The organism is Kitasatospora sp. NPDC006697, assembly GCF_042869935.1.
Taxonomy (GTDB): domain Bacteria; phylum Actinomycetota; class Actinomycetes; order Streptomycetales; family Streptomycetaceae; genus Kitasatospora.
On sequence record NZ_JBIAGU010000041.1, the window covers coordinates 34,580 to 53,986 of the forward strand.

General features: G+C 74.6%; 19 protein-coding genes and 3 pseudogenes. 14 read left to right on the top strand and 8 right to left on the bottom strand.

From position 1 onward, the window contains the following. The first annotated feature begins 226 nt into the window (after nt 1–226). The 4 genes from ACFYNO_RS37020 to ACFYNO_RS37035 all read left to right on the top strand — a co-directional run bounded on the left by ACFYNO_RS37020 (nt 227) and on the right by ACFYNO_RS37035 (nt 4,741). A complete protein-coding gene (locus tag ACFYNO_RS37020; RefSeq protein ID WP_388022115.1) occupies nt 227–1,456 on the top strand; it encodes a lipase family protein in 1,230 nt (409 codons plus the stop codon). Nucleotides 1,457–1,562: 106 nt separating this feature from the next. Continuing rightward, nucleotides 1,563–2,489 (top strand): diiron oxygenase, encoded by a 927-nt coding sequence (locus ACFYNO_RS37025; RefSeq protein ID WP_388022116.1) that lies wholly within the window; start codon nt 1,563–1,565, stop codon nt 2,487–2,489. A gap of 44 nt (nt 2,490–2,533) precedes the next feature. Further along, the gene (locus ACFYNO_RS37030) at nt 2,534–4,114 is read left to right on the top strand and encodes an FAD-dependent oxidoreductase (RefSeq protein WP_388022117.1); all 1,581 of its coding nucleotides are present in this window, start codon (nt 2,534–2,536) and stop codon (nt 4,112–4,114) included. A gap of 129 nt (nt 4,115–4,243) precedes the next feature. Next, nucleotides 4,244–4,741 carry a phosphohydrolase gene (locus ACFYNO_RS37035; RefSeq protein ID WP_388022119.1) on the top strand — a complete coding sequence of 166 codons (498 nt, stop codon included), beginning with the start codon at nt 4,244–4,246 and terminating at the stop codon, nt 4,739–4,741. A gap of 28 nt (nt 4,742–4,769) precedes the next feature. Here the strand turns inward: ACFYNO_RS37035 and ACFYNO_RS37040 are convergent, their stop codons facing one another. After that, entirely contained in the window at nt 4,770–6,080 is a 1,311-nt protein-coding gene (locus ACFYNO_RS37040; protein ID WP_388022121.1) for a cytochrome P450, read from the bottom strand. A gap of 198 nt (nt 6,081–6,278) precedes the next feature. Between ACFYNO_RS37040 and ACFYNO_RS37045 the strand changes: the two genes are divergently transcribed. Next, nucleotides 6,279–6,629, top strand: coding sequence for a hypothetical protein (locus tag ACFYNO_RS37045; RefSeq protein WP_388022123.1), 351 nt, complete (start codon nt 6,279–6,281; stop codon nt 6,627–6,629). 21 nt (nt 6,630–6,650) lie between these two features. Here ACFYNO_RS37045 and ACFYNO_RS37050 read toward each other — a convergent pair whose 3' ends face one another. Further along, a complete protein-coding gene (locus ACFYNO_RS37050) occupies nt 6,651–7,544 on the bottom strand; it encodes a DMT family transporter (protein WP_388022125.1) in 894 nt (297 codons plus the stop codon). Nucleotides 7,545–7,665: 121 nt separating this feature from the next. Next, nucleotides 7,666–7,995: a TfoX/Sxy family protein gene (locus tag ACFYNO_RS37055; RefSeq protein WP_388022127.1), complete on the bottom strand. Its 330-nt coding sequence runs from the start codon at nt 7,993–7,995 to the stop codon at nt 7,666–7,668. A gap of 358 nt (nt 7,996–8,353) precedes the next feature. On the opposite strand from ACFYNO_RS37055, the gene ACFYNO_RS37060 reads away from it, so the two are divergent. The 3 genes from ACFYNO_RS37060 to ACFYNO_RS37070 all read left to right on the top strand — a co-directional run bounded on the left by ACFYNO_RS37060 (nt 8,354) and on the right by ACFYNO_RS37070 (nt 10,791). Then, complete coding sequence (locus ACFYNO_RS37060; RefSeq protein WP_388022191.1) at nt 8,354–8,434, top strand: tryptorubin family RiPP precursor; 81 nt, start codon at nt 8,354–8,356, stop codon at nt 8,432–8,434. A 96-nt stretch (nt 8,435–8,530) separates the two neighbouring features. Then, nucleotides 8,531–9,583, top strand: a complete 1,053-nt coding sequence (locus tag ACFYNO_RS37065) for a cytochrome P450 (protein ID WP_388022129.1) — start codon at nt 8,531–8,533, stop codon at nt 9,581–9,583. After that, nucleotides 9,580–10,791, top strand: a complete 1,212-nt coding sequence (locus ACFYNO_RS37070) for a cytochrome P450 (protein ID WP_388022130.1) — start codon at nt 9,580–9,582, stop codon at nt 10,789–10,791. Before ACFYNO_RS37065 ends, ACFYNO_RS37070 begins: the two co-directional genes overlap by 4 nt. A 14-nt stretch (nt 10,792–10,805) precedes the next feature. Here ACFYNO_RS37070 and ACFYNO_RS37075 read toward each other — a convergent pair whose 3' ends face one another. Continuing rightward, complete coding sequence (locus ACFYNO_RS37075; RefSeq protein WP_388022132.1) at nt 10,806–11,486, bottom strand: DUF6445 family protein; 681 nt, start codon at nt 11,484–11,486, stop codon at nt 10,806–10,808. 109 nt (nt 11,487–11,595) lie between these two features. Here ACFYNO_RS37075 and ACFYNO_RS37080 point away from each other — a divergent pair, with 109 nt between their 5' ends. Both ACFYNO_RS37080 and ACFYNO_RS37085 read left to right on the top strand, forming a co-directional pair. After that, nucleotides 11,596–12,129 (top strand): gamma carbonic anhydrase family protein, encoded by a 534-nt coding sequence (locus tag ACFYNO_RS37080; RefSeq protein WP_388022134.1) that lies wholly within the window; start codon nt 11,596–11,598, stop codon nt 12,127–12,129. Continuing rightward, nucleotides 12,126–12,701 carry an isochorismatase family protein gene (locus tag ACFYNO_RS37085; protein ID WP_388022136.1) on the top strand — a complete coding sequence of 192 codons (576 nt, stop codon included), beginning with the start codon at nt 12,126–12,128 and terminating at the stop codon, nt 12,699–12,701. Before ACFYNO_RS37080 ends, ACFYNO_RS37085 begins: the two co-directional genes overlap by 4 nt. A gap of 7 nt (nt 12,702–12,708) precedes the next feature. On the opposite strand, the gene ACFYNO_RS37090 is transcribed toward ACFYNO_RS37085, so the two are convergent. The 3 genes and pseudogenes from ACFYNO_RS37090 to ACFYNO_RS37100 form a co-directional block, all read right to left on the bottom strand. Then, a complete protein-coding gene (locus ACFYNO_RS37090; RefSeq protein WP_388022138.1) occupies nt 12,709–13,473 on the bottom strand; it encodes a VOC family protein in 765 nt (254 codons plus the stop codon). 125 nt (nt 13,474–13,598) lie between these two features. Then, a pseudogene (locus tag ACFYNO_RS37095) lies at nt 13,599–14,432 on the bottom strand (STM4011 family radical SAM protein). 113 nt (nt 14,433–14,545) lie between these two features. Then, a pseudogene (locus tag ACFYNO_RS37100) lies at nt 14,546–14,905 on the bottom strand (coproporphyrinogen III oxidase family protein); the annotation flags it as partial. Here ACFYNO_RS37100 and ACFYNO_RS37105 point away from each other — a divergent pair. Continuing rightward, a pseudogene (locus ACFYNO_RS37105) lies at nt 14,902–15,720 on the top strand (DUF6745 domain-containing protein); the annotation flags it as partial. The pseudogenes ACFYNO_RS37100 and ACFYNO_RS37105 overlap by 4 nt on opposite strands. Nucleotides 15,721–15,745: 25 nt before the next feature. Here the strand turns inward: ACFYNO_RS37105 and ACFYNO_RS37110 are convergent. Beyond that, nucleotides 15,746–16,408, bottom strand: coding sequence for a LysE family translocator (locus ACFYNO_RS37110; RefSeq protein WP_388022140.1), 663 nt, complete (start codon nt 16,406–16,408; stop codon nt 15,746–15,748). A gap of 95 nt (nt 16,409–16,503) precedes the next feature. On the opposite strand from ACFYNO_RS37110, the gene ACFYNO_RS37115 reads away from it, so the two are divergent. The 3 genes from ACFYNO_RS37115 to ACFYNO_RS37125 all read left to right on the top strand — a co-directional run bounded on the left by ACFYNO_RS37115 (nt 16,504) and on the right by ACFYNO_RS37125 (nt 19,322). Next, the gene (locus tag ACFYNO_RS37115; protein WP_388022141.1) at nt 16,504–17,835 is read left to right on the top strand and encodes a PLP-dependent aminotransferase family protein; all 1,332 of its coding nucleotides are present in this window, start codon (nt 16,504–16,506) and stop codon (nt 17,833–17,835) included. 78 nt (nt 17,836–17,913) lie between these two features. Continuing rightward, nucleotides 17,914–18,507 carry a TetR/AcrR family transcriptional regulator gene (locus ACFYNO_RS37120; RefSeq protein WP_388022143.1) on the top strand — a complete coding sequence of 198 codons (594 nt, stop codon included), beginning with the start codon at nt 17,914–17,916 and terminating at the stop codon, nt 18,505–18,507. Beyond that, nucleotides 18,504–19,322, top strand: coding sequence for an alpha/beta fold hydrolase (locus tag ACFYNO_RS37125; protein WP_388022144.1), 819 nt, complete (start codon nt 18,504–18,506; stop codon nt 19,320–19,322). Before ACFYNO_RS37120 ends, ACFYNO_RS37125 begins: the two co-directional genes overlap by 4 nt. Nucleotides 19,323–19,407: the final 85 nt, after the last annotated feature.

A 19,407-nucleotide genomic window follows, 5' to 3' on the forward strand; every position in this document is an offset into this window, starting at 1 on the left:
GTGCCTCGGGGGAGTGCGGGGGTGCTCGCACCGTAGCGCCCGGCGCGCGGCGGTGGCGGGAGGCGCGCGGAGGTGGTGCGGCGGGCGGCGGTGCGCCAACGGAGCGGGTACCGCGGTCGGGTGCGGGCCGGACGGGCGGCGGTACCGTGATTTACCCGCCGGTAACTCGTTGGAGGGCAAGGCCCGCGCCTGCGGCCTGCCCTGACGGTCCGTGATTGGAGCCCCCGTGTCCAGACGCCCCCTCAGCCCGGCCGCCGCCCTGCTGGCGGCTCTCGCCACCTGCGGAGCGCTGCTGCTGCCGCTGGCCGCCCCCGCCGCCGCGGGCAGCGCCGCCGTGCCCGGTTCGGTGCCGCCCGACCAGGACCCGTTCTACGCGGCCCCGGTCGACCTCGGCAGCTACCAGCCCGGCCAGGTGGTGGCCGGCCGTCCGGTGCCGCGCCCCATGCTCGACTGGATCCCGATGCCGGTCGACGTCTGGCAGATCGCCTACCGCAGCAACGACAGCCACGACCGCCCCGAACTGGCCGTCACCTCGCTGGTGGTGCCCAAGGCCGCCTGGACCGGGCCGGGCGCCCGCCCGGTGGTCTCGCTGCAGTCGCCGGAGGACAGCCTGGGCACCCAGTGCGCGCCCTCCTACCTGCTGGCCACCGGCCAGGACAACCAGGACGCCGCGCTCGGCGTCGAACTGCTCGCCGCCAACTGGGCGGTGGCGATCCCCGACCACGAGGGCCCGAGGTCGGTCTTCCTGGCCGGGCCGCAGGAGGGCCACGCGGTGCTGGACGGCATCCGGGCCGTGCGGAACTTCGCTGCGGACGGCATCGGCGCGGCCAACCCCTGGGCGCTGACCGGGTACTCGGGCGGTGCCAACGCCACCGGCTGGGCCGCCGAGCTGCAGCCGGGGTACGCGCCCGACGTCCACCTGGTCGGCGCCGCGATCGGCGGCACCCCGGCCGCGCCGCCCGCCGTGGCCTCCTACCTCGACGGCGGCCCGTTCGCCGGCTTCGAGTTCGCCGCGGCCTACGGGGTGGCCGCCGAGTGGCCCGAGTCCGGCATCACGGGACTGCTCAACTCCCGCGGGCAGCAGGACTTCGCCGCGCTGCGCGGGAGCTGCGAGTCGGCGGTCCTGAACCGCTTCGCATTCCGCCGGCTGGCCGAGGACACCACCGTCACCGACCCGTTCGGGGTGCCGAGCGTGGCGGCCGTGCTCCGCCAGGACACCCTCGGCTCCCGGGCGCCGGCGGTGCCGGTCTACGACTACCACGCCGACACCGACGAGGTGGTGCCGGTCGGCCAGGACGACCAGCTGGTGGCCGACTGGTGCGCCAAGGGCGCCACCGTGCAGCGGGAGCGCGACCTGCTCGGCGAGCACGTGGAGGAGGCGGCGGCCCGGGAGACCGCGGTCTCGCTCTACCTGGCCGCCCGGTTCGCCGGGGAGGCCGCGCCCGGTTCCTGCTGAAAGGCCGTGCTTGAAAGGCCTCGCTGCCGCCAGACCCCTGGTCCAGCCCCGACTCTTATTGTAACGTGCGTCAATAAGACGGTGACGGGCACCGGAGGGCAGGGACATGGCGCACAACACGGCAGCGGCAACGGCAACCAGCAGGCACGGACACACCGGCGCTGACGAGGACGTCTCGCAGCGGCTGCTCGACTCGGCCGCCCAGCTCTCCTACGACCCCGCGGTCGAGGTGGACTGGGCGGCCCCGCTGGACCCGGCCCACTACGGCCTCAACCCGGAGTGGAGCACGCTCTACGGCACCCGGCTCTGGGACCGGATGTCGGAGTTCCAGCGGGTCACCCTGACCCGGCACGAGGTCTGCTCGATCATGAGCACCGGCATCTGGTTCGAGATGATCCTGCAGCAGCTGGTGCTGCGCGACCAGTACCTCAAGGACCACGCCGCCGCCGAGTTCCGGTTCGCGCTCACCGAGATCGCCGACGAGTGCCGGCACTCGATCATGTTCGCCCGCGCCTGCGAGAAGATGGGTGTGCCCGCCTACCGGCCGACCCGCCCGGTGGCCGAGGCCGCGCGCGCCTTCAAGAGCCTGGCCGGCGGCGAACTCGCCTACGGCGGCATCCTGGTGGCCGAAGAGGTGCTGGACGTCATGCAGCGCGACTGGATGCGCGGCGAGCAGGTGCTGCCGATCGTCCGGGCCACCTCGCGGATCCACGTGGTCGAGGAGTCCCGGCACATGAAGTTCGCCCGCCAGGAGATCCGCGAACGGCTGCGCGGGGCCGGTCCGCTGCGCCGCCGGCACAGCGCCTTCGGCACCGCCGTGGCCGCCTGGGTGATCCTCTCCAGCATGGTCAACCCGCAGGTCTACGCGGCCGCCGGGCTGGACGTCGAGGAGGCGCTGGCCGAGGTGCGCGGCAGCGCGCACCGCAAGGCGATGATGCGCACCAGCTCCGCCCACCTGATCCACTTCCTCGGCGAGGCCGGTCTGCTCACCCGCTCTTCGATGCGGATCTACCAGCGCCTGCACATGATCTGACGGCGGCTCAGCCCTATCCGACCGACCCCGAGGACCAGCGCCCGATGGCCTACGCGATCACCCAGACCTGCTGCACCGATGCCACCTGCGTCTCGGTCTGCCCGGTCAACTGCATCCACCCCACTCCCGGGGAACCCGGCTTCGGCACCACCGAGCTGCTGCACATCGACCCGGTCGCCTGCATCGACTGCGGCGCCTGCGCCGATGCCTGCCCGGTGGAGGCGATCTTCCCGGTGGACCGGCTGGCCGGGTCGCTGGCCGGCTACGGCGAGGTCAACCGCCGCTACTACGAGGAGAATCCGACCGACCACGCCTGGGGCGAGCCGCGGTTCCCGCGCAGCCTGCCGGCCGGCACCGGCCCGCTGCGGGTGGCCGTGGTCGGCACCGGGCCGGCCGCCGCCTACACCGCCCAGGAGCTGCTGCGCACCGCCGGCGCCGAGGTGGTGATGATCGACCGCCTGCCGGTGGCCGGCGGCCTGCTGCGGCACGGGGTGGCCCCCGACCACCAGTCCACCAAGCGGATCGGCGACAGCTTCGCCCAGCTCCACCTCAACCCCCGGCTGCGGCTGCACCTCAACGTGGAGGTCGGCCGCGACCTGACCCACCGCGAACTCGCCGAGCACCACCACGCGGTGGTCTACGCGACCGGCGCCGCCGGCGAGCGGGAGCTCGGCGTGCCCGGCGAGGAGCTGCCCGGAGTGCTCGGCGCCGGGCGGGTGGTCGGCTGGTACAACGCCGATCCGACCGTTGCCGCCGACGCCGTCCAACTCGCCGGCGCGGAACGGGCGGTGGTGATCGGCAACGGCAACGTGGCGCTGGACGTGGCCCGCATCCTGCTCGCCGACCCGGACCAGCTGGCCGGCACCGACATCGCCGACCACGCGCTGGCCGCCCTGCGCGGCAGCGCGCTGCGCGAGGTGGTGCTGCTCGCCCGACGCGGACCCGGCGAGGCCGCCTACACCCGGTCGGAGTTCCTGGCACTCCGTCAACTCCCCGGAATCACCGTAGTGGTGGCCGAAGGCGAGGGTCCGTCGGAGGGGCCCAAGGCCGACGTGCTGGACGGGCTGCCGGTCGAGCGGATCGACTGGCACCGGCCCCCGCCGCCCGGCCGCCGGCTGGTGCTCGCCTTCCACCGCCAGGCCGCGGCCTTCACCGGCACCGACCGGGTGGCCGGCCTGCGGCTGGCCGACGGCGCAGAGCTGCCCGCCGGCCTGGTGGTCCGGGCCGCGGGCTTCCGCGGCGGCCCCGTCCCCGGCCTGCCCTTCGACCCGGCGAGCGGCCGGGTCCCGCACCAGGGCGGCCGGGTCGAACCCGGCACCTACCTGGCCGGGTGGATCAAGCGCGGGCCCACCGGCGGGATCGGCAGCAACCGCGCCTGCGCCGAGGAGACGGTGGCCGCGCTGCTCGCCGACGCCGCGGCCGGCCTGCTCGCCACCCCGCTCGCCCCGCCCGCCGAGTTCGACCGGCTGGTCCGCCGCCGCTGCCCCCAGGCCACCGGAGTGCGCGAACTGCGGGCGATCGAGAAGGCCGAGCGGGCCCGCGGCGCCGCGACCGGCCGCCCCCGGGTCAAACTGGCCACAGTTGCCGAGCTCCTCGCTGTAGGAAGGCGCAGGGGCACGCTCTAAAGTCAGGGGCACGGGTTCCATGTCGAACCGGGCGCACCGGGCCACCGGGCGCCGCGGGGAGCGGACTCGCGGGGACGGGACTCGTGAGGGATCGGGGAACCCGGGGGAATCCGACGCGGGGAGAGCCGCATGCCACTGACCGTCGCCGAGGTGGACGCCCTCGCCGAGCGGGCGCACGCCGGACAGCTGGACCGGATCGGAGTGCCCTACATCGAACACGTCCGTGCCGTCGCGCACGGCCTGGAACCCTTCGGGCCGTACGCGCAGATGGCCGGGCTGCTGCACGACATCATCGAGGACACCGACTGGACCGCCGACCGCCTGCGCGCGGCCGGCGTGCCCGGCGTCGTGGTGGACACCGTGCTCGCGGTGACCAAGCGCCCGGGCGTCGCCTACGAGGAGATGATCACCGAGATCGCGGGCAAGCCGCGCGCCACCCTGGTCAAGATCGCCGACAACGCCCACAACTCGCTGCCGGCCCGGACCGGCGCGCTCCCCGAGGACCAGCGCACCCGGCTGGCCGCCAAGTACCGCGCCGCCCGCGCCGTGCTCTGGCCGGCCGCGCAGAGCATCGACGTGGCGACCATCCTGGGCCGGGTGAACCCGGACCTGCTCGCCGAGCTCTGACCGCCCCGGTGGCGCTGCCGGGCAGCCGTCAGCGCCCGACGGCCGTCAGCACCACCGGAGTCGGGCCGTCCGGGCGGACCGTGATGCTGAACGCGGACCGCTCCGGCACGGACCGGAAGGCCACGGTGAAGGCCGGCAGCAGCTGCTCCAGCAGCGCCACCGACTCGCGCAGCGCGAACTGCAGGCCCAGGCAGGCGCGCGGACCCAGCCCGAACGGCACGTAGGCGCCGTGCTCGGCCGGCCGGCCGCCCGGCCGCAGGAACCGGGACGGGTCGAACCGCTCGGGCTCCGGCCAGAGTTCGGGCGCCCGGTGGGTCAGGTACGGGCAGACCAGCAGATCGGTGCCGCGCTCGATCGCGAACCCGGCCAGGGTGTCGTCCTCGGCCGCGGTGCGCGGCAGGATCCAGGCCGGCGGGTAGATCCGCAGTGTCTCGTGCACCAGCGCGCCCAGCGCCTCCCGGCGTTCGGCCGAGCCGTCCGGGCCCGCCGCCAGCGCCGCCTCGCGGGCGCCCGGGGCGGCGTCCAGCAGCAGGTAGAGCCAGGTGAGGGTGGTCGCCGTGGTCTCGTGGCCGGCGAGCAGCAGGGTGACCAGCTCGTCGCGGATCAGGGAGTCGGTGTACTCCGGGCGATCGGCCGAGGCGTCCACCAGCACCTGGATCAGCCCGGGCCCGGCCGGGCCGGTCTCGCCCGCCCGGGCGGCCGCGATCGCCCGGTGCGCCACCTCGTCGATCCGGGCCAGGTAGCCGGCCACCGCCTGCTGCGCCCGCGCCGAGTCCTCCGGCAGTTGCGGCAGCAGCGCCACCGCCTCGCCGACCGACGCCAGGGCGGCCTCGGTCTCCTCGTCCAACGGGTGCCCGGTGAGCGATCGCCAGATCGTGTCCAGCGCGAAGTGCCGCATCTCGTCCGCCAGTTCGACCTCCTGGCCGGAACTCGCGTACCCGGCCCAGCGGTCGGCGGCGCGGCGGGCGGCCGCGGCGATCCGCTCCTCGTAGCGGCGCATCCCGGTGCCGGTGAACTGCGCCTGCAGCAGTCGCCGCTGACTGCGCCAGGCGTCGCCGGTGGCGGCCAGCACGCCGTCGCCGATCAGCACCCGGGCGCGGTGCGAGCGCTTGACGTAGCGGTCCGGCTGCTGCGCCAGCACGTACTGCACCGCGGAGGGTTCGGTGACCAGCACGGTCGGCCGCGGGCCCAGCCGCACCGCGGCCACCCCGCCGTGGCCGGCCCGGACCTGCGCCAGCAGCTCCACCAACTGCCCGCCGCCCGCCTGCCAGGCGGCCACGGCGGCGGGGTCCAGCTCGGGCACGGGTTCGCGCGGCGGGGCGCCGGCTTCGATGGGCACGTTGCTGCTCCTGGTTCGGCCTCGGGGCGGCACGGATTGACGGTCCGTCGGTCTCACGGACTGTACGTGCTCCGGCGGCCCGGGTGACAGTCCGTCCGCCGGGGTGACCTGGATCGCACTCGGCACTGAGTGCCTTGTCGTTTGGCACTGGGTGCCATATGGTCGCCGCACACTGGCCAGACCGGGAGGGACCGAACCGTGAACCAGATGCTCGCCGCCGACGCGGACGTGGTGCTCCAGTACCGCCAGTGCCGGTGGTGCAGTTCGCCGACCGAGCACTTCCGGCTGCTCTGCCCGGTCTGCGGCTCCACGGACATGGCGGAGCAGTCCAGCGCGGGCCTGGGCGTGGTGCGCCGGGTGGGCGCCGTGGTGCGCTCCGAGTTCCTGGAGCACCGGATCCGGCAGAGCTGCGCCGTCACCCTGGACGAGGGGCTGACCATCGCCGCCGTGGTGACGGCCAGCCGCTACGAGGTGGTGCCGGTCGGGACCAGGGTGAGGCTGGCCGCGGTGTGCGGCGAGGGCGAGGCCGTGGAGTTCCACCTCGCCTGAACCGCCCGGCCCGAGCCGGGCTCAGACGCCCGCCGGCACCCCGTCGGAGTCCCGCCCGCCCGGCGGCTGGGCGGCCAGCCCGTCCGCCAGCGGCGAGCGGGAGAGCCCGATGCAGCCGGCCAGCACCAGCCCCAGCGCGGCCAGTTGCGGCACCAGCCACCAGCCGGTGCGCAGGCTCTCGGAGAACAGCGTCACCCCGTAGCAGGTGCTGATCAGCGCGTCGCCGATGCTCAGCATCGGCTGCGAGGCGGCCAGCGAGCCGGCCTGCAGCGCGTTCTGCAGCACGAAGAGCGAGCCGGCGCCGATCGCCATGGTGGCGTAGAGCTGCCAGCCGGTGAAGAAGGCGCCCGCGCCGTGGTCCAGCCGGGCCATCGCGTCCTTCATGGTCGCCGCCGTCAGCGCGTAGCCGCAGGCGGCCGCCAATCCGAGCGCGGCGGCCCGGGCGTTGCCCTTGACCCGCAGGCCGAGGCCCAGCAGCACGGCCAGGAAGAGGCCGGTCACCAGCAGCGCCTCCGGCCAGAAACCGGTGGTCACCGAGGCGTCGCCGCCGCTCGGCGCGGCGGCCAGCAGGAAGAGGCTCAGCCCGCCGGCCACCGCCGCCACCGCCAGCCAGACCGAGCGCGGGAACGAGCCGCCGAAGAGCAGGCCGCCCAGCAGCAGGGTGAACGGCAGCTCGATCACGAAGATCGGCTGCACCACCGCGATCGGCCCGGTTGCCAGCGCCACCGCCTGGCAGACGGCCGCCACCGCGCTCATCGCGATGCCGGCGATCCAGACCCCTTTGCCCAGCAGGACCCGCAGCAGGGAGAGGCGCAGGGCGTCCTCCTCCGGGGCGTCGGCGGCGGCCCGGCGCTGCAGCACCGAGGCGGTGCCGTTGCTCAGGGCGGTCAGCACGGCGAACAGGATCGAGATCATTTCCCCATCATCCGTCGTTCCGGGCCCCGCTGCGGCACGGTTGCGCGGATTCGATCAAGACGGTGTCACTTGGGCGGGTCCGGCCGCGCGGTCCCGCTCGGCCGGTCCCGCTCGGGCGGCCTCACTTGGGCGGCAGCGACTCGGCGAACTCCACGCCCTCGGCCACCCAGTCGGCGAGCGCGCCGGGCGCCGCCAGCGCCGCCCGGTCCACCAGCAGCCAGCCGCGCATGCTGCGGCCGCCCATCTCGAACAGCCGGGCGCCCGGGCGGGCCAGCGCCGCGTCGGTGTGCCCGGGGTCGAGCCGCACGATCAGCTCGTCCCCGTGCACCCCGACCGCCATGTTGCCGTTGAGCAGGAAGGCGAGCCCGCCGAACATCCGCTTCTCGGAGAGCCCGGGCAGCTCGCCGAGCTCGTCGCGGATCCGCCGGGCGAGGACTTCGTTGACGGTCACCGGTGCGGTCCCTCCGAGACGGCGCTGGAACGGCTCCTGGCCGACGCTACCCGCTCGCCCGCGCACCCCGGCGGCGGACCGGCCGGGCGTCCGGGTGACGGTCGCCCAGCCCGCCCCTGCCAGGGCGGCGCGAGCCGCCGAGGCGTCAGGACCGAAACGGAGGGCGCGGGGCCCGCGGTTCAATTGCGCGGTGATTTCCGCGAAACCTCTGCAATTGACGCGCCCTTTCGGGCAGCAGTACGGGAACGGGCCGCGGTTTTCGACCCGAGCATTGACAGTCGCCGGGCCGAAGGACTTCACTCTCCCCATCGGCAGTGAATGGCCGAATTCACCGACTCGAACGGAGGGGGGTACGGAGATGAAGATTCTGTTCGCGGTCCGCAACACCATTTGCGGTCAGAAGAGCCTGAAGAAGAGCGCCTGGTACTTCTGGTACTAAACCGGCGATCCGCCCGCGGCCCCGCCCCGATCCCTTGGGCGGGGACCGCGGCGCGCCCCCGTCCACCCGCACCACCGTTCGCGCTGGAGGCCCGCCATGCCGCGCACCGCCCCGCCGCGGGCCCGGACCACCGTGTTCGCCCCGCGACTGGAAGCCCTGATCAGAGACCATCTGGGCCAGGACGTGTTCCGCCTGGAGCCCGACACCGTCGGGGTCGCCGGCCCGGCGGCCGCCGACCGGATCCTCGCCGCCCGCCGGGCCACCGAGACCGAGCGCCCCACCTTCAAGCCGCTGCACGGCCGCTCGATCTCCCGCAACGAGGGCGCCTCGGTGATCCGGACGATCGGCTCCGACGTGCGCGAGGCACTGAAGAATCCCATACCGAGGAATGCCGACCTGACCGGCCCGTGGCCGCTCACCGGACATTTCTTCCTGCGCGACCTCATTCTCGGGAAAGACCCCTACCGGCTGAAACTCCTGATGAGCCGGAATCTGGAACTCACCCCGAAACTCACCTGGTCGGTCATCGTCGCCGGAGCAGCGCTGCCGCTGCGGAACCGGCCCGCCGACGGGCTCACCTCGATCGCCCGGCTGTTCGCCGAGGCCGAGGGCTACCAGGACCGCCGCTACGCCATGGGCATGTACCGCAGGGCCGCCGCGCCGGTCTGCTTCACCGTCTCCACCCTGGTGGCCAACGCGCTCTGGCTCGGCGCGCCGTTCGACGAGTCGGTGCCCAACCGGCACCTGGTGCACGAGGCGCTGCGGCTGCTGCCGGCCTCCTGGAACATCCTGCGCAACGCCTCCCCCGAGTACCCGGAGATCGACCCCCGGATCGGGCCCGGCGACGACGTGCTGATCCTGCCGCTGCTCTCGCACCGCGACCCGGCGCTCTGGGAGGCGCCCGAGGAGTTCCGCCCCGAGCGCTGGGACGGCCTCGACCCCGACACGGCACCCGGCTACCTGCCGTTCGGGCACTCCTCGGAGCGCTGCTGGGGGCGGCACATGGTGATGCCGCTGGCCGAACTGCTGCTGGACCTGATCCGCGAGCAGGGCCTGGTGGTCGACCCGGCGCAGCAGCAGGCCAAGGTGCCGCTGGTCGGACTGCTCGGCGTGGAAGAGGTCCGGCTGGTCAAGGGAGGCGCACGATGACGCAGGACACCGAGGTGATCGAGGAGTCCTTCTTCGGCCGGCAGCACCAGACCTTCCGCGGCTACCGCGAGCGCGGCGGCGCCCACCGGGTGCGGTTCGACGGACCGGTGCACATCGAGGGCTGGCTGGTCACCGGCCACGCCGAGGTGCGCGCCGCGCTGGCCGACCCGCGACTCAGCAAGGACGGCGCGGCCGAGCGCTACGGCGCCCTGATCGGCCTCACCGAGGGACCGGGCGAAGCCCTCACCACGCACATGCTCAACGCCGACCCGCCGGACCACACCCGGCTGCGCAAACTGGTGCAGAAGGCCTACACCGCCCGCCGGGTGGCCGCCATGCGGCCGATGATCGAACGCCAGGTCGGGCTGCTGCTGGACGCCCTGGACTCGCCGGACGGGCCGGACGAGATCGACCTGATCGGCGACTTCGCGCTGCCGCTGCCGGTCTCGGTGGTCTTCGAGCTGTTCGGCGCCCCGCACCGGGACCGCACGGCGCTGCGGGTGCGCGGCAACACGCTCGACGAGGAGAGCACCGGCGACGGCGAAGTCTCGGTGCTCACCGCCGAGTCGATGCTGGAGCGGATCCGCGACCTGGTCCGGGACAAGCGCGCGCACCCCGCCGACGACCTGCTCACGGACCTGCTCGCCGCCCGCGACGGCGAGGACCGGCTGACCGAGCAGGAGATCACCTCGATGTGCTTCCTGCTGGTGGTCGGCGGCCACCAGACCACCGTCAACCTGATCGCCAACGGCGTGCACGCCCTGCTCACCCACCCGGACCAACTCGCCGCCCTGCGCGCCGATCCCGGGCTGCTGCGCGGCGCGGTCGAGGAAGTGCTGCGCTACGAGAGCCCGTTCGGCCTGGCCACGATGCGCTACACCACCGAGCCGGTGGTGATCGCCGGCACCCGGATCCCGGCCGGCGAGTTCGTCCACCTCGGCCTGCTGGCCGCCAACCGCGACCCGTCGGTCTTCCCCGACCCGGACCGCTTCGACATCGCCCGCGACCCCTCCGGCCACCTCGCCTTCGGCCACGGCATCCACCACTGCCTCGGCGCGCCCCTGGCCCGCCTGCAGGCCGAGGTCGCCTTCGCCGAACTGCTGCGCCGCTACCCGGGACTGCGGCTGGCCGTCGACCCGGCGGAGCTGGAGTGGCAGTACAACCCGCGCCACCACGGACTGCTGGAGCTGCCGGTGCTGCTGCGCTGAACTCCGGTGCGGGGTCAGGCCATCCAGAAGAACACGGCGGTCATCCGCTTCTCCTCCAGGGTGCTGCCCCAGTACTCGGTGGCGGTGTGGATCAGGTTGGCGGAGTAGAGCAGCAGGCGGTTGTGGCGGTGCGGCACCTGCACGTCCTCGGTGAAGGCGTCGGCCGGGACGAAGCGGGTGCCCAGGGCCTCGGCCAGGTTGTTGTGCGGGGCGGTGACCGCGTTGCCGCCGAGTACGCCGCCGGGCAGGCTCTGGCGGTGGAAGCTGGTGCCGCAGCGGGCCGGGACGCCGGGGTTGAGGTAGAGGACGGCGGCGTAGCGGCAGAGTGCCCGGGAGTCGGTGTGCGGGCGGGGTTCGCATTCGCCGGCGCCCACCACCTGGACGCAGTTGTGGTTCACCGTCGCGTCGCCCACCGCGCCCAGCGACCAGATCCGGGCGGCGCCCGTCGCCTGCCGCACCAGGGCCTCCACCCGGACGAGTTCCTCGGGCTCCAGGGCGGGCATCGCGCGCAGGCCGGGCCAGGTCTCCGGCTTGTGCGGGTAGCCCTCGGTCCAGTCGGTGCGGGCCAGGGCGCGTGCCCGGACCTCGTCGGCGTTCGGGAGCACGTCGTCGAAGACCCAGTAGTCCCGGCCGCGGGTGGGCTTGCGGTACTGGAGCACCGGGAGGGTGGCGGGCCTGCGCGACTGGGGTGGCATGTGCAGACCATAGCGGCCGCCGGGAGCGGCCGCCATGGTGCGGTTCGGACGGAGTCGCCGCAGGGTCGGTAGGGTGGCCGTGATCCAACGGCGGAACGGGGACGGCGGCGTGGCTGGGGCACTGATCGGTGGCGTGGGCGGGCGCAGGCCCGAGGTGGACGCGAGTGCGTTCGTCGCGCCGGGCGCGGTGGTGGTCGGGGCGGTGCGGCTCGGGGCGCGCGCCAGTGTCTGGTACCAGGCGGTGCTGCGCGGCGATGCCGAGGGGATCGTGATCGGCGCCGACTCGAACGTCCAGGACAACTGCACGGTGCACGCCGATCCCGGATTCCCCTGCCGGGTCGGGGAGCGGGTGACGGTCGGGCACAACGCGGTGCTGCACGGCTGCGTGATCGAGGACGACGTGCTGGTCGGCATGGGCGCCCGGGTGCTCAACGGCGCGCGGATCGGCGCCGGTTCGCTGATCGCCGCCGGGGCCGTGGTGCCGCAGGGCACCGAGATCCCGCCCGGTTCGCTGGTCGCCGGGGTGCCGGGCAGGGTGCGGCGGCCGCTGGAGCCCGCCGAGCGGGAGGCGATCCGGGCCAATGCGCAGGGGTACCTGCTGCTGGCCGAGGCGCACACCGGGGTGGAGTGGGACGAGAAGTGACGGTCGGTCAGCAGCGCCCGGCCACCGCCGTGCTGGTGGTGGACGCGCAGAACGCGGCACTGGCCGGGACCTACCGCCGCGAGCAGGTGGTGGCCGCCATCGGGCGGCTGGTCGAGCGGGCCCGCGCGGCCGGGGCACCCGTGGTGTGGGTGCGGCACCAGGACGAGGAGATGGTGCCCGGCACCGCGCCGTGGCAGCTCGCCGACGGGCTGGTGCCGGCGCCCGGCGAGCCGCTGATCGGCAAGGAGTGGGCGGACGCCTTCGAAGCGACCGGGCTGGAGCGGGAGTTGGCCGCGCTCGGGGTCGGGCGGCTGCTGGTGGCCGGGGCGCAGACCGATGTCTGCATCCGGTCCACCCTGCACGGCGGGCTGGTCCGCGGCTACCACACCGTGCTGGTGGGCGACGCCCACACCTGCTCGGACGAGACCGCCCAGGGCGCTCCGCCGCCGGAGGCGGTGATCGCGCACACCAACCTCTACTGGTCCGGCCAGCGCGCCCCGGGCCGGGAGGGCGGCACCACCACGGCCGAGCAGGCCGACTTCCGGCTGCCGGCCTGCTCCGAGCCGGCCTGACGGTCCGTCAGGCCCGGGGCGCGAAGATGCCGAAGGTGGCGCCCTGCGGGTCGCGCAGCACGGCGATCCGCGGGCCGTTCTCCATCTCCACGTCGACCGGGCCGTGCAGCACCTCGCCGCCGAGCCGGGCGGCCTGCTCCGCGGCCGTGTCCACGTCGGCGACCACGAAGAACGGGCTCCAGTGCGAGGGCACCTCGGGCGGGAACCGGTCGCCCATCTGCATGATGCCGCCGAACATGGTGTCGGCCAGGCCCACCATCGGGTAGTTCTCGTCCGGCCAGATCTGCCAGCCGAAGACCTCCCGGTAGAAGGCCACGGCCGCCTTGGCGTCCCGCGAGGTCTGGTCGATCCAGCCGAAGGCGTTGGGCTCGTTGACCACGCCGAAGCCGTTGAACCGGTTCGCCTGCCAGAGCGCGAAGGGCGCGCCGGTCGGGTCGCTCAGCAGCACCCAGCGGCCGCGGTCGGCCACGTCCATCGGCCCCATCCAGACCTGGGCGCCCGCGGCCTTGGCGGCCTGCGCGGTGGCGTCGGCGTCGGTGGCGGAGATCGAGATCAGCCACATCACCGGCTGCTGCGGGTTCATCAGCGGGGCGACGGCCGCGGCCGGGGCGCCGTCCAGCTCGAAGACCGTGTAGCCGCCGAACTGCGGGTCCGGGTCGGTCACCGCGGTCCAGCCGAACAACTGTCCGTAGAACTGCTTGGCCGCCTCCGGATCGCTGGCGCTCAACTGCGCCCAGCACGGGGAGCCGGGGAGGTTTCCGGTGACCTTCAATGCACTGCCTTCCGACGTCGGGTTCGGGGGAGTGCAACCCTTCTAAGCCCTGCCGTGCGGCAAAGCGAGCAGGCGGGACCGGTGGCCGCGGCTGCTTCACCCCGCTGCCGCACAGCCGGCCGCGGTCACCAGCTCGGCGGCACCCGCTCCAGTACGCCCGCGCCGAAGAGCCTGTGCAGCGGCAGCGTCTCCAGGTGCACGTAGCCGATGTGGCAGTCGCAGACGGCGAGCGGGCAGGGCCGGGGCCGCAGCGCCGCGCGGTAGGAGCCGTCGTAGAGGTTGCCGAGCGGTTCGCGGACGAAGTGGCAGCGGCGGACGGTGCCGTCGCCGTCCACCGAGACCACCGACTCGCCGGTGCGGCAGGGCTGCCCGGCGCTCGGATGGGCGTGCCGGCTGAAGGCGAAGAGCGGATCGAGCGCGGTCCAGTCGGCCGCCTCCGCGTCGGTGTAGGCCAGGCCCTCGGCGGCGTTCACCCAGAGGTAGACCTCCGGCGGCAGTGCGGCGCGCAACTGCCGGGCGGCCTCCAGGTGTTCCGGCTGCCCGACCACGCCGACGCTGAACCGGACGCCCAGCGCAAGGAGTTCGCGGCACTTGGCGAGGAAGCGCTACTCGGTCACCTGGCCGGGGTGGTAGGTGGCCCAGAGCGCCAGGGTGTCCAGGTCGGCCTCGGCCAGCCAGTCGGTGCGGCAGCTGAGGTTGGTCTGGATCGCCACCCGGCGCACCTGCGGCAGCCGGCTCAGCCGGACCATCGCCTCCCGGTACCAGGACCGGGTCAGCCCCTCGCCCCACGGGGTGAGGAGGATGCCGAGGGTGTCCTGCCGGTTGGCCGCCACCCAGTCGGTGAAGCGGGCCAACGCGGCCCGGTCGGCGCGCAGTTGCTCCGGGGTGTCGCGGCGCTTGGCGAACGGGCAGTAGGGGCAGTCGTAGTCGCAGGAGGCCAGCGGGCCGCGGTAGAGGATGCTGAGGTCGAGCGGGCCGTCCGGCTGGGCGGGCGCGGGCGCGGGCGCGGGCGGCGGCGGGGTCGGGGTCGGGGTCGGGGTCGGCAGGCCGAGGAACCGGGCGGTCACGGCGGCTACTTGGGGCGGTAGGCGGCCATGTCGGCGCGCACCGGGTCGGAGAAGAGGGCGGGGCCGATCGCGTCGGAGTGCGCCAGGCCCTCCGGGGTCAGCCGCAGCCGCTCGGCGGTCTGCTCCAGCATGCCCAGCCCGGCGAGCTCCCCGGCGAAGTCGGCGGTGGCGTCGGTGCCGAAGCGCTGCCGGTAGCCGGCCAGGTCCAACCCGTCGGCCTGCAGCAGGGACTGGATCAGGTGGCGGCGGCGGGACTCCTCGGGCGTCAGGCGGCGGCCGACCTCGGCGTGGCCGAACTCCCGGGTGGCCACGTAGTCGTCGATGATCGCCCGGACCTCGGTGGCGTCGACCGCGTAGTCGAAGGAGTTGGGAGCGGGCCCGGCGACGCGCCCATGAACGGCTGGGCGCCGTCGGCTGGTCCGGCCTCTGGGCCCTGACCGGCGCCGAACTCCGGCCCGGCACCAAGGCGCTGACCGACCGGGTGCGCGCGGCGGTGGGCCAGGCGCTGCACGGCGGGGGAGCGCGGGTCGAGTTGCGGTCCGCCGTCGCCGCCGTCCGCCAGGTGCTGCTGGACGCGGTGCTCGGCCAGCACGACGCCCCCTGGCTGGCCGCCTTCGACGCGGCGGGCGAACTGGACGGCGAGCTGGCGCCGTTGGCCGAGCTGGCCCGCAGTGCCGGCTGGTGGTGGCCGTACCGGCGGGTGGTGCTGCTCACCGAGCGCCCGACCGAACTGCACCGCGACGAGGCCGGCCGGCTCGACCGCCCGGACGGCCCCGCGCTCGCCTACCCCGACGGCTTCGCCCTGCACGCCTGGCACGGCATGCCGGTACCGCCGGACTTCCTCGCCACCCTCGGCGACCTCACCCCGGAGCGGATCCGCGCCGAGGAGAACGCCGAGCTGCGCCGGGTGCTGCTGGAACACTACGGATACGAGCGGTACTTGACCGACTCCGGGGCAGAGCCGCTGCACCGGGACCGGACCGGCGTCCTGTGGCGCATCCAACTCCCGGACGACGAGCCGGTGGTGATGGTCGAGGTGGTCAACGCCACAGCCGAACCGGACGGCAGCTTCCGCACCTACTGGCTGCGCGTCCCGCCGACCATCCGCACCGCCCGGGCCGGCGTGGCCTGGACCTTCGGGCTGACCGAGGACCAGTACCGGCCGGAGCGCGAGACCTGACCACCGCCAAGCGTCTCGAACCGCCCTACACGGCCACGGCCTTCGCCCGGTCCGCCGCCAGGTGCAGGGCCAGCGCACCCAGCACCGTGCCCATCACGTAGCGCTGGATCCGCAGCCAGACCGGCCGCCGGTTCAGGAATCCGGCGATGGTGCCCGCGCTGAGCGCGATCAGCCCGTTCACCGTCACCGCCACGGCGATCTGGACGAGCCCGAGCAGGAAGCTCTGCGCGGCGACGTGGCCGCGCTCCGGGCGGACGAACTGGGGTAGCAGCGAGACGTAGATGATCGCGATCTTCGGGTTCAGCAGGCAGGTCAGGAACCCCATCGCGAAGAGCTTGCGCGGCGGGTCCGGCGGCAGCTCCCTGGGCGCGAAGACGGCGGTGCCGCCGGGCCGGACCGCCTGCCAGGCGAGCCAGAGCAGGTAGCCGGCGCCGGCCAGCTTCAGCGCCGTGTAGAGCAGTGGCACCACGGCGAAGAGCGCGGCCACCCCGGCGGTGACGGCGGTCAGGTAGACCAGGAACCCGGTGGCGACCCCGGCCAGCGAGAGCAGCCCGGCCCGGCGGCCCTGGGCGATCGAGCGGGAGACCAGGTAGATCATGTTCGGCCCGGGGGTGAGCACCATGCCCAGGGCCACTGCGGCGATGCCGAGCAGGGCGTGGGCGTCCACGGCGGAGGTCAGCGCGTCCATGCGGCGAGGCTATGGCCGGGAACCAGGTCGGTGCAATGATGACTTTGCACTCGGTGCAATCCGCGCCGGACCCGCCCGTACGAGGGAAGCACCCGATGGACGACTACCGCCGGATCGCCGACGAGCTCGCCGCCGCCATCGCCGACGGCCGGCTGCGCCCCGGCGAGCAGCTGCCCACCCAGCGCGCCTTCGCCCGCCGCCACGGCATCGCCGCCTCCACGGCGGGCCGGGTCTACCGCGAACTGGTGCGCCGTCAGCTGGTGGTGGGCGAGGTCGGCCGCGGCACCTTCGTCCGGGCCGGCCGGGACGGCGCCGACCCGCGGATCGCGCTCGCCGAGCCCGCCGCCGCCGCGGTCGACCTGGAGCTCAACTACCCGGTGGTCCCCGAGCAGTCCGCCCTGCTCGCCGCCGGCCTCGCCCCGCTGCTGCGCCCGGACGCGCTGGACGCGGCGCTGCGCCCGGTCGGCGCGGCGGGCACGCCGGCCGCCCGCCGCGCCTTCGCCGAGCTGCTGGGCGGCGGCGTGCCGCCGGAGCGGCTGCTCTTCGCGGGCAGCGGGCGGCAGTTGCTCGCCGCCGCGCTCGGCGCGCTGGTGCCGCCGGGGCGCCGGCTCGGCGTGGAGGAGCTGACCTACCCCGTGGTGAAGGCGGTCGCCGGACGGCTCGGCATCACCCTGGTCCCGCTGGCGATCGACGCGCACGGCGTCCTGCCCGAGGCGCTGGCCGCCGCCCACCGGGCCGCGCCGCTGCACGCCGTCTACCTGCAGCCGCGGCTGCAGAATCCGCTCGGCGGCACCCTGCCGCCCGAGCGGCGCGAGCAACTGGCGGACACCCTGCGAAAGTCGGAGCTGCCGGTGGTGGAGGACGCGATCTGGTCCTTCCTGCGCCCGGAGGCGGCGCCGCTGGCCGCCCTGCTGCCCGAGTGCACGGTGCTCGTGGACAGCCTCTCCAAGCGGCTGGCGCCCGGTCTGGCCGCCGGCTTCGCCGTGGTGCCGGAGGCGCTGCGGGAACGGGTCGGCTCGGCGCTGCGGTCCGGGGGCTGGGGGCCGAGCGGGTTCGCACTGGAGGCCGCGGTGCGCTGGATCGGGGACGGCACGGTCGCCGCGGTGGCCCGGGCGAAGCGGGCGGACGCGGCGCAGCGGCAGCTGCTTGCCAAAGAGTTGCTGCCGGAGCGCGGGGTCCGGGCCGACCCCTGCTCGTACTACCTGTGGTGGGAGCTGCCGGCCGGCTGGCGGGCCGAGACCTTCGTGGCGGCCGCCGCGCGGCAGGGCATCGCCATCACCCCGGCGGAGGCCTTCGCCGCCGATCCGCGCACCACTCCGAACGCCGTCCGGATCGGCCTCGCCTCGCCGCCGCCGGCGGCGCTCGGTGCCGCGCTCCGCACGCTGGCGGCGATCGCGGCGGGCGAGCCGGGGGCGGTGCTGGGGTGAAGCGGCGCCGAATCCACTTGGCTGGCCTAGGGGTCTTAGGATAAAACTAGTACCCCTAGGGTCAACCAGAGGAGCCCCATGCCCCGCGCCGGACTCACCGCCGAACGCGTCACCTTCGCCGCCGCCGAACTCGCCGACGAGCTCGGGCTCGACCGCCTCACCATGGCGAAGGTCGCGGCCCGCCTCGGCGTCAAGGACGCCAGCCTCTACGGCCACGTCCGCGGCCTGGACGAGCTGCGCGGCCGGATCGCCCTGCTCGCCGCCGACGAGAAGACCCTGCTGATCGCCGAGGCCACCGCCGGGCGCGCGGGCAAGGAGGCCCTGGTCGGCTACGCCGACGCCTGGCGCGCCTACGCCCACCGCCACCCCGGCCGCTACCTCGCCACCCAGCTCCCGGTCGAGATCGACCCCGAGCTCGTCGCCGCCGCCCCCGGACCGCGCCGCGCGATCGAGCTGACCTACGGCATGCTGCGCGGCTACGGCCTCGCCGAGCCCGACCTGACCGACGCGGTCCGCCTGCTGCGCAGCACCTTCCACGGCTTCGTCGCCCTGGAAGCCGCCGGCGGCTTCGCTCACCAGCGCCCGGCCCAGGACTCCTGGGAGCGCGCCCTCGACGCCCTGGACACCTTGCTGCGCAACTGGCCCGCACCCCGGAACGGAGCACCCCGATGACCCGGCCGGACGCCACCGACGGCATGCTGCGCGTTGACGGCGCCACCCTCTTCCACCAGGTGCGCGGCCAGGGCCCGTTGCTGCTGCTGATCCCCGGCGGCACCGGCGGCGCGGCCGCCTTCGACGGCATCGCCGACCGTCTCGCCGCCGAGTACACCGTGGCGGCCTACGACCCGCGCGGTCTCGGCCGCAGCCCGCTGGACGACCCGGCGGCCCACCAGCGGGTCGCGCAGCACGCCGAGGACGCCCGCCGGCTGCTGGACCACCTCTCGCCCGGCGCACCCGCCCGGGTCTTCGGTGCGAGCTCCGGCGCCATCGTCGGGCTGCGACTGCTCACCGCCCACCCCGACCGGGTGGCCCGGCTGGTGGCGCACGAACCGCCGCTGGTGGAGGTGCTGCCCGACGCCCCCGTCCACCGCGCGCTGCTTGCCCGGGTGCGCGAGCTGGACGCCTCGCACGGCGCCGCGGCGGCACTGGCCGCGTTCGCGGCCGGGATCAGCGGCACCGAACCGCCCGAGCCCGTCCGCTCCGAGGTGGAACTCCCGCCGGGCATGGAGTACTTCATCGGCCGGATCGTGCCGAGCTTCATGGCGCACGTCCCCGACCTGGACCGCCTGGCCGCCCTCGCCGACCGCCTGGTGCTCGCCGCGGGGGAGGAGTACGACGGCGAACTGCTGGCCCGGCCAGCCGCGCTGATGGCCCGTCAACTCGGTCGCAAGCTTCACCACTTCCCGGGCGGGCACATCGGCCTCACCACCCACCCGGAGGCCTTCGGCGCCGCGCTGCGCCGCGCGCTCGGGCCGCCCCGGCCGTAAAACCGCTTTCCGCACCCCGCCGGCCGGTCCAGGATGATCCGCGCAGCACTCCCGTCACACTCCCGCGGATCTCCCGGAAGGAGAG

Bases quoted from the DNA above. Each gene is read 5' to 3' on its own strand.
- ACFYNO_RS37115 (WP_388022141.1), top strand. From the start codon at position 16,504: ATGGACGACTACCGCCGGATCGCCGACGAGCTCGCCGCCGCCATCGCC.
- ACFYNO_RS37075 (WP_388022132.1), bottom strand. From the start codon at position 11,486: ATGCCACCCCAGTCGCGCAGGCCCGCCACCCTCCCGGTGCTCCAGTAC.
- ACFYNO_RS37120 (WP_388022143.1), top strand. From the start codon at position 17,914: ATGCCCCGCGCCGGACTCACCGCCGAACGCGTCACCTTCGCCGCCGCC.
- ACFYNO_RS37025 (WP_388022116.1), top strand. From the start codon at position 1,563: ATGGCGCACAACACGGCAGCGGCAACGGCAACCAGCAGGCACGGACAC.
- ACFYNO_RS37070 (WP_388022130.1), top strand. From the start codon at position 9,580: ATGACGCAGGACACCGAGGTGATCGAGGAGTCCTTCTTCGGCCGGCAG.
- ACFYNO_RS37030 (WP_388022117.1), top strand. From the start codon at position 2,534: ATGGCCTACGCGATCACCCAGACCTGCTGCACCGATGCCACCTGCGTC.
- ACFYNO_RS37125 (WP_388022144.1), top strand. From the start codon at position 18,504: ATGACCCGGCCGGACGCCACCGACGGCATGCTGCGCGTTGACGGCGCC.
- ACFYNO_RS37050 (WP_388022125.1), bottom strand. From the start codon at position 7,544: ATGATCTCGATCCTGTTCGCCGTGCTGACCGCCCTGAGCAACGGCACC.
- ACFYNO_RS37065 (WP_388022129.1), top strand. From the start codon at position 8,531: ATGCCGCGCACCGCCCCGCCGCGGGCCCGGACCACCGTGTTCGCCCCG.
- ACFYNO_RS37035 (WP_388022119.1), top strand. From the start codon at position 4,244: ATGCCACTGACCGTCGCCGAGGTGGACGCCCTCGCCGAGCGGGCGCAC.
- ACFYNO_RS37060 (WP_388022191.1), top strand. From the start codon at position 8,354: ATGAAGATTCTGTTCGCGGTCCGCAACACCATTTGCGGTCAGAAGAGC.
- ACFYNO_RS37110 (WP_388022140.1), bottom strand. From the start codon at position 16,408: ATGGACGCGCTGACCTCCGCCGTGGACGCCCACGCCCTGCTCGGCATC.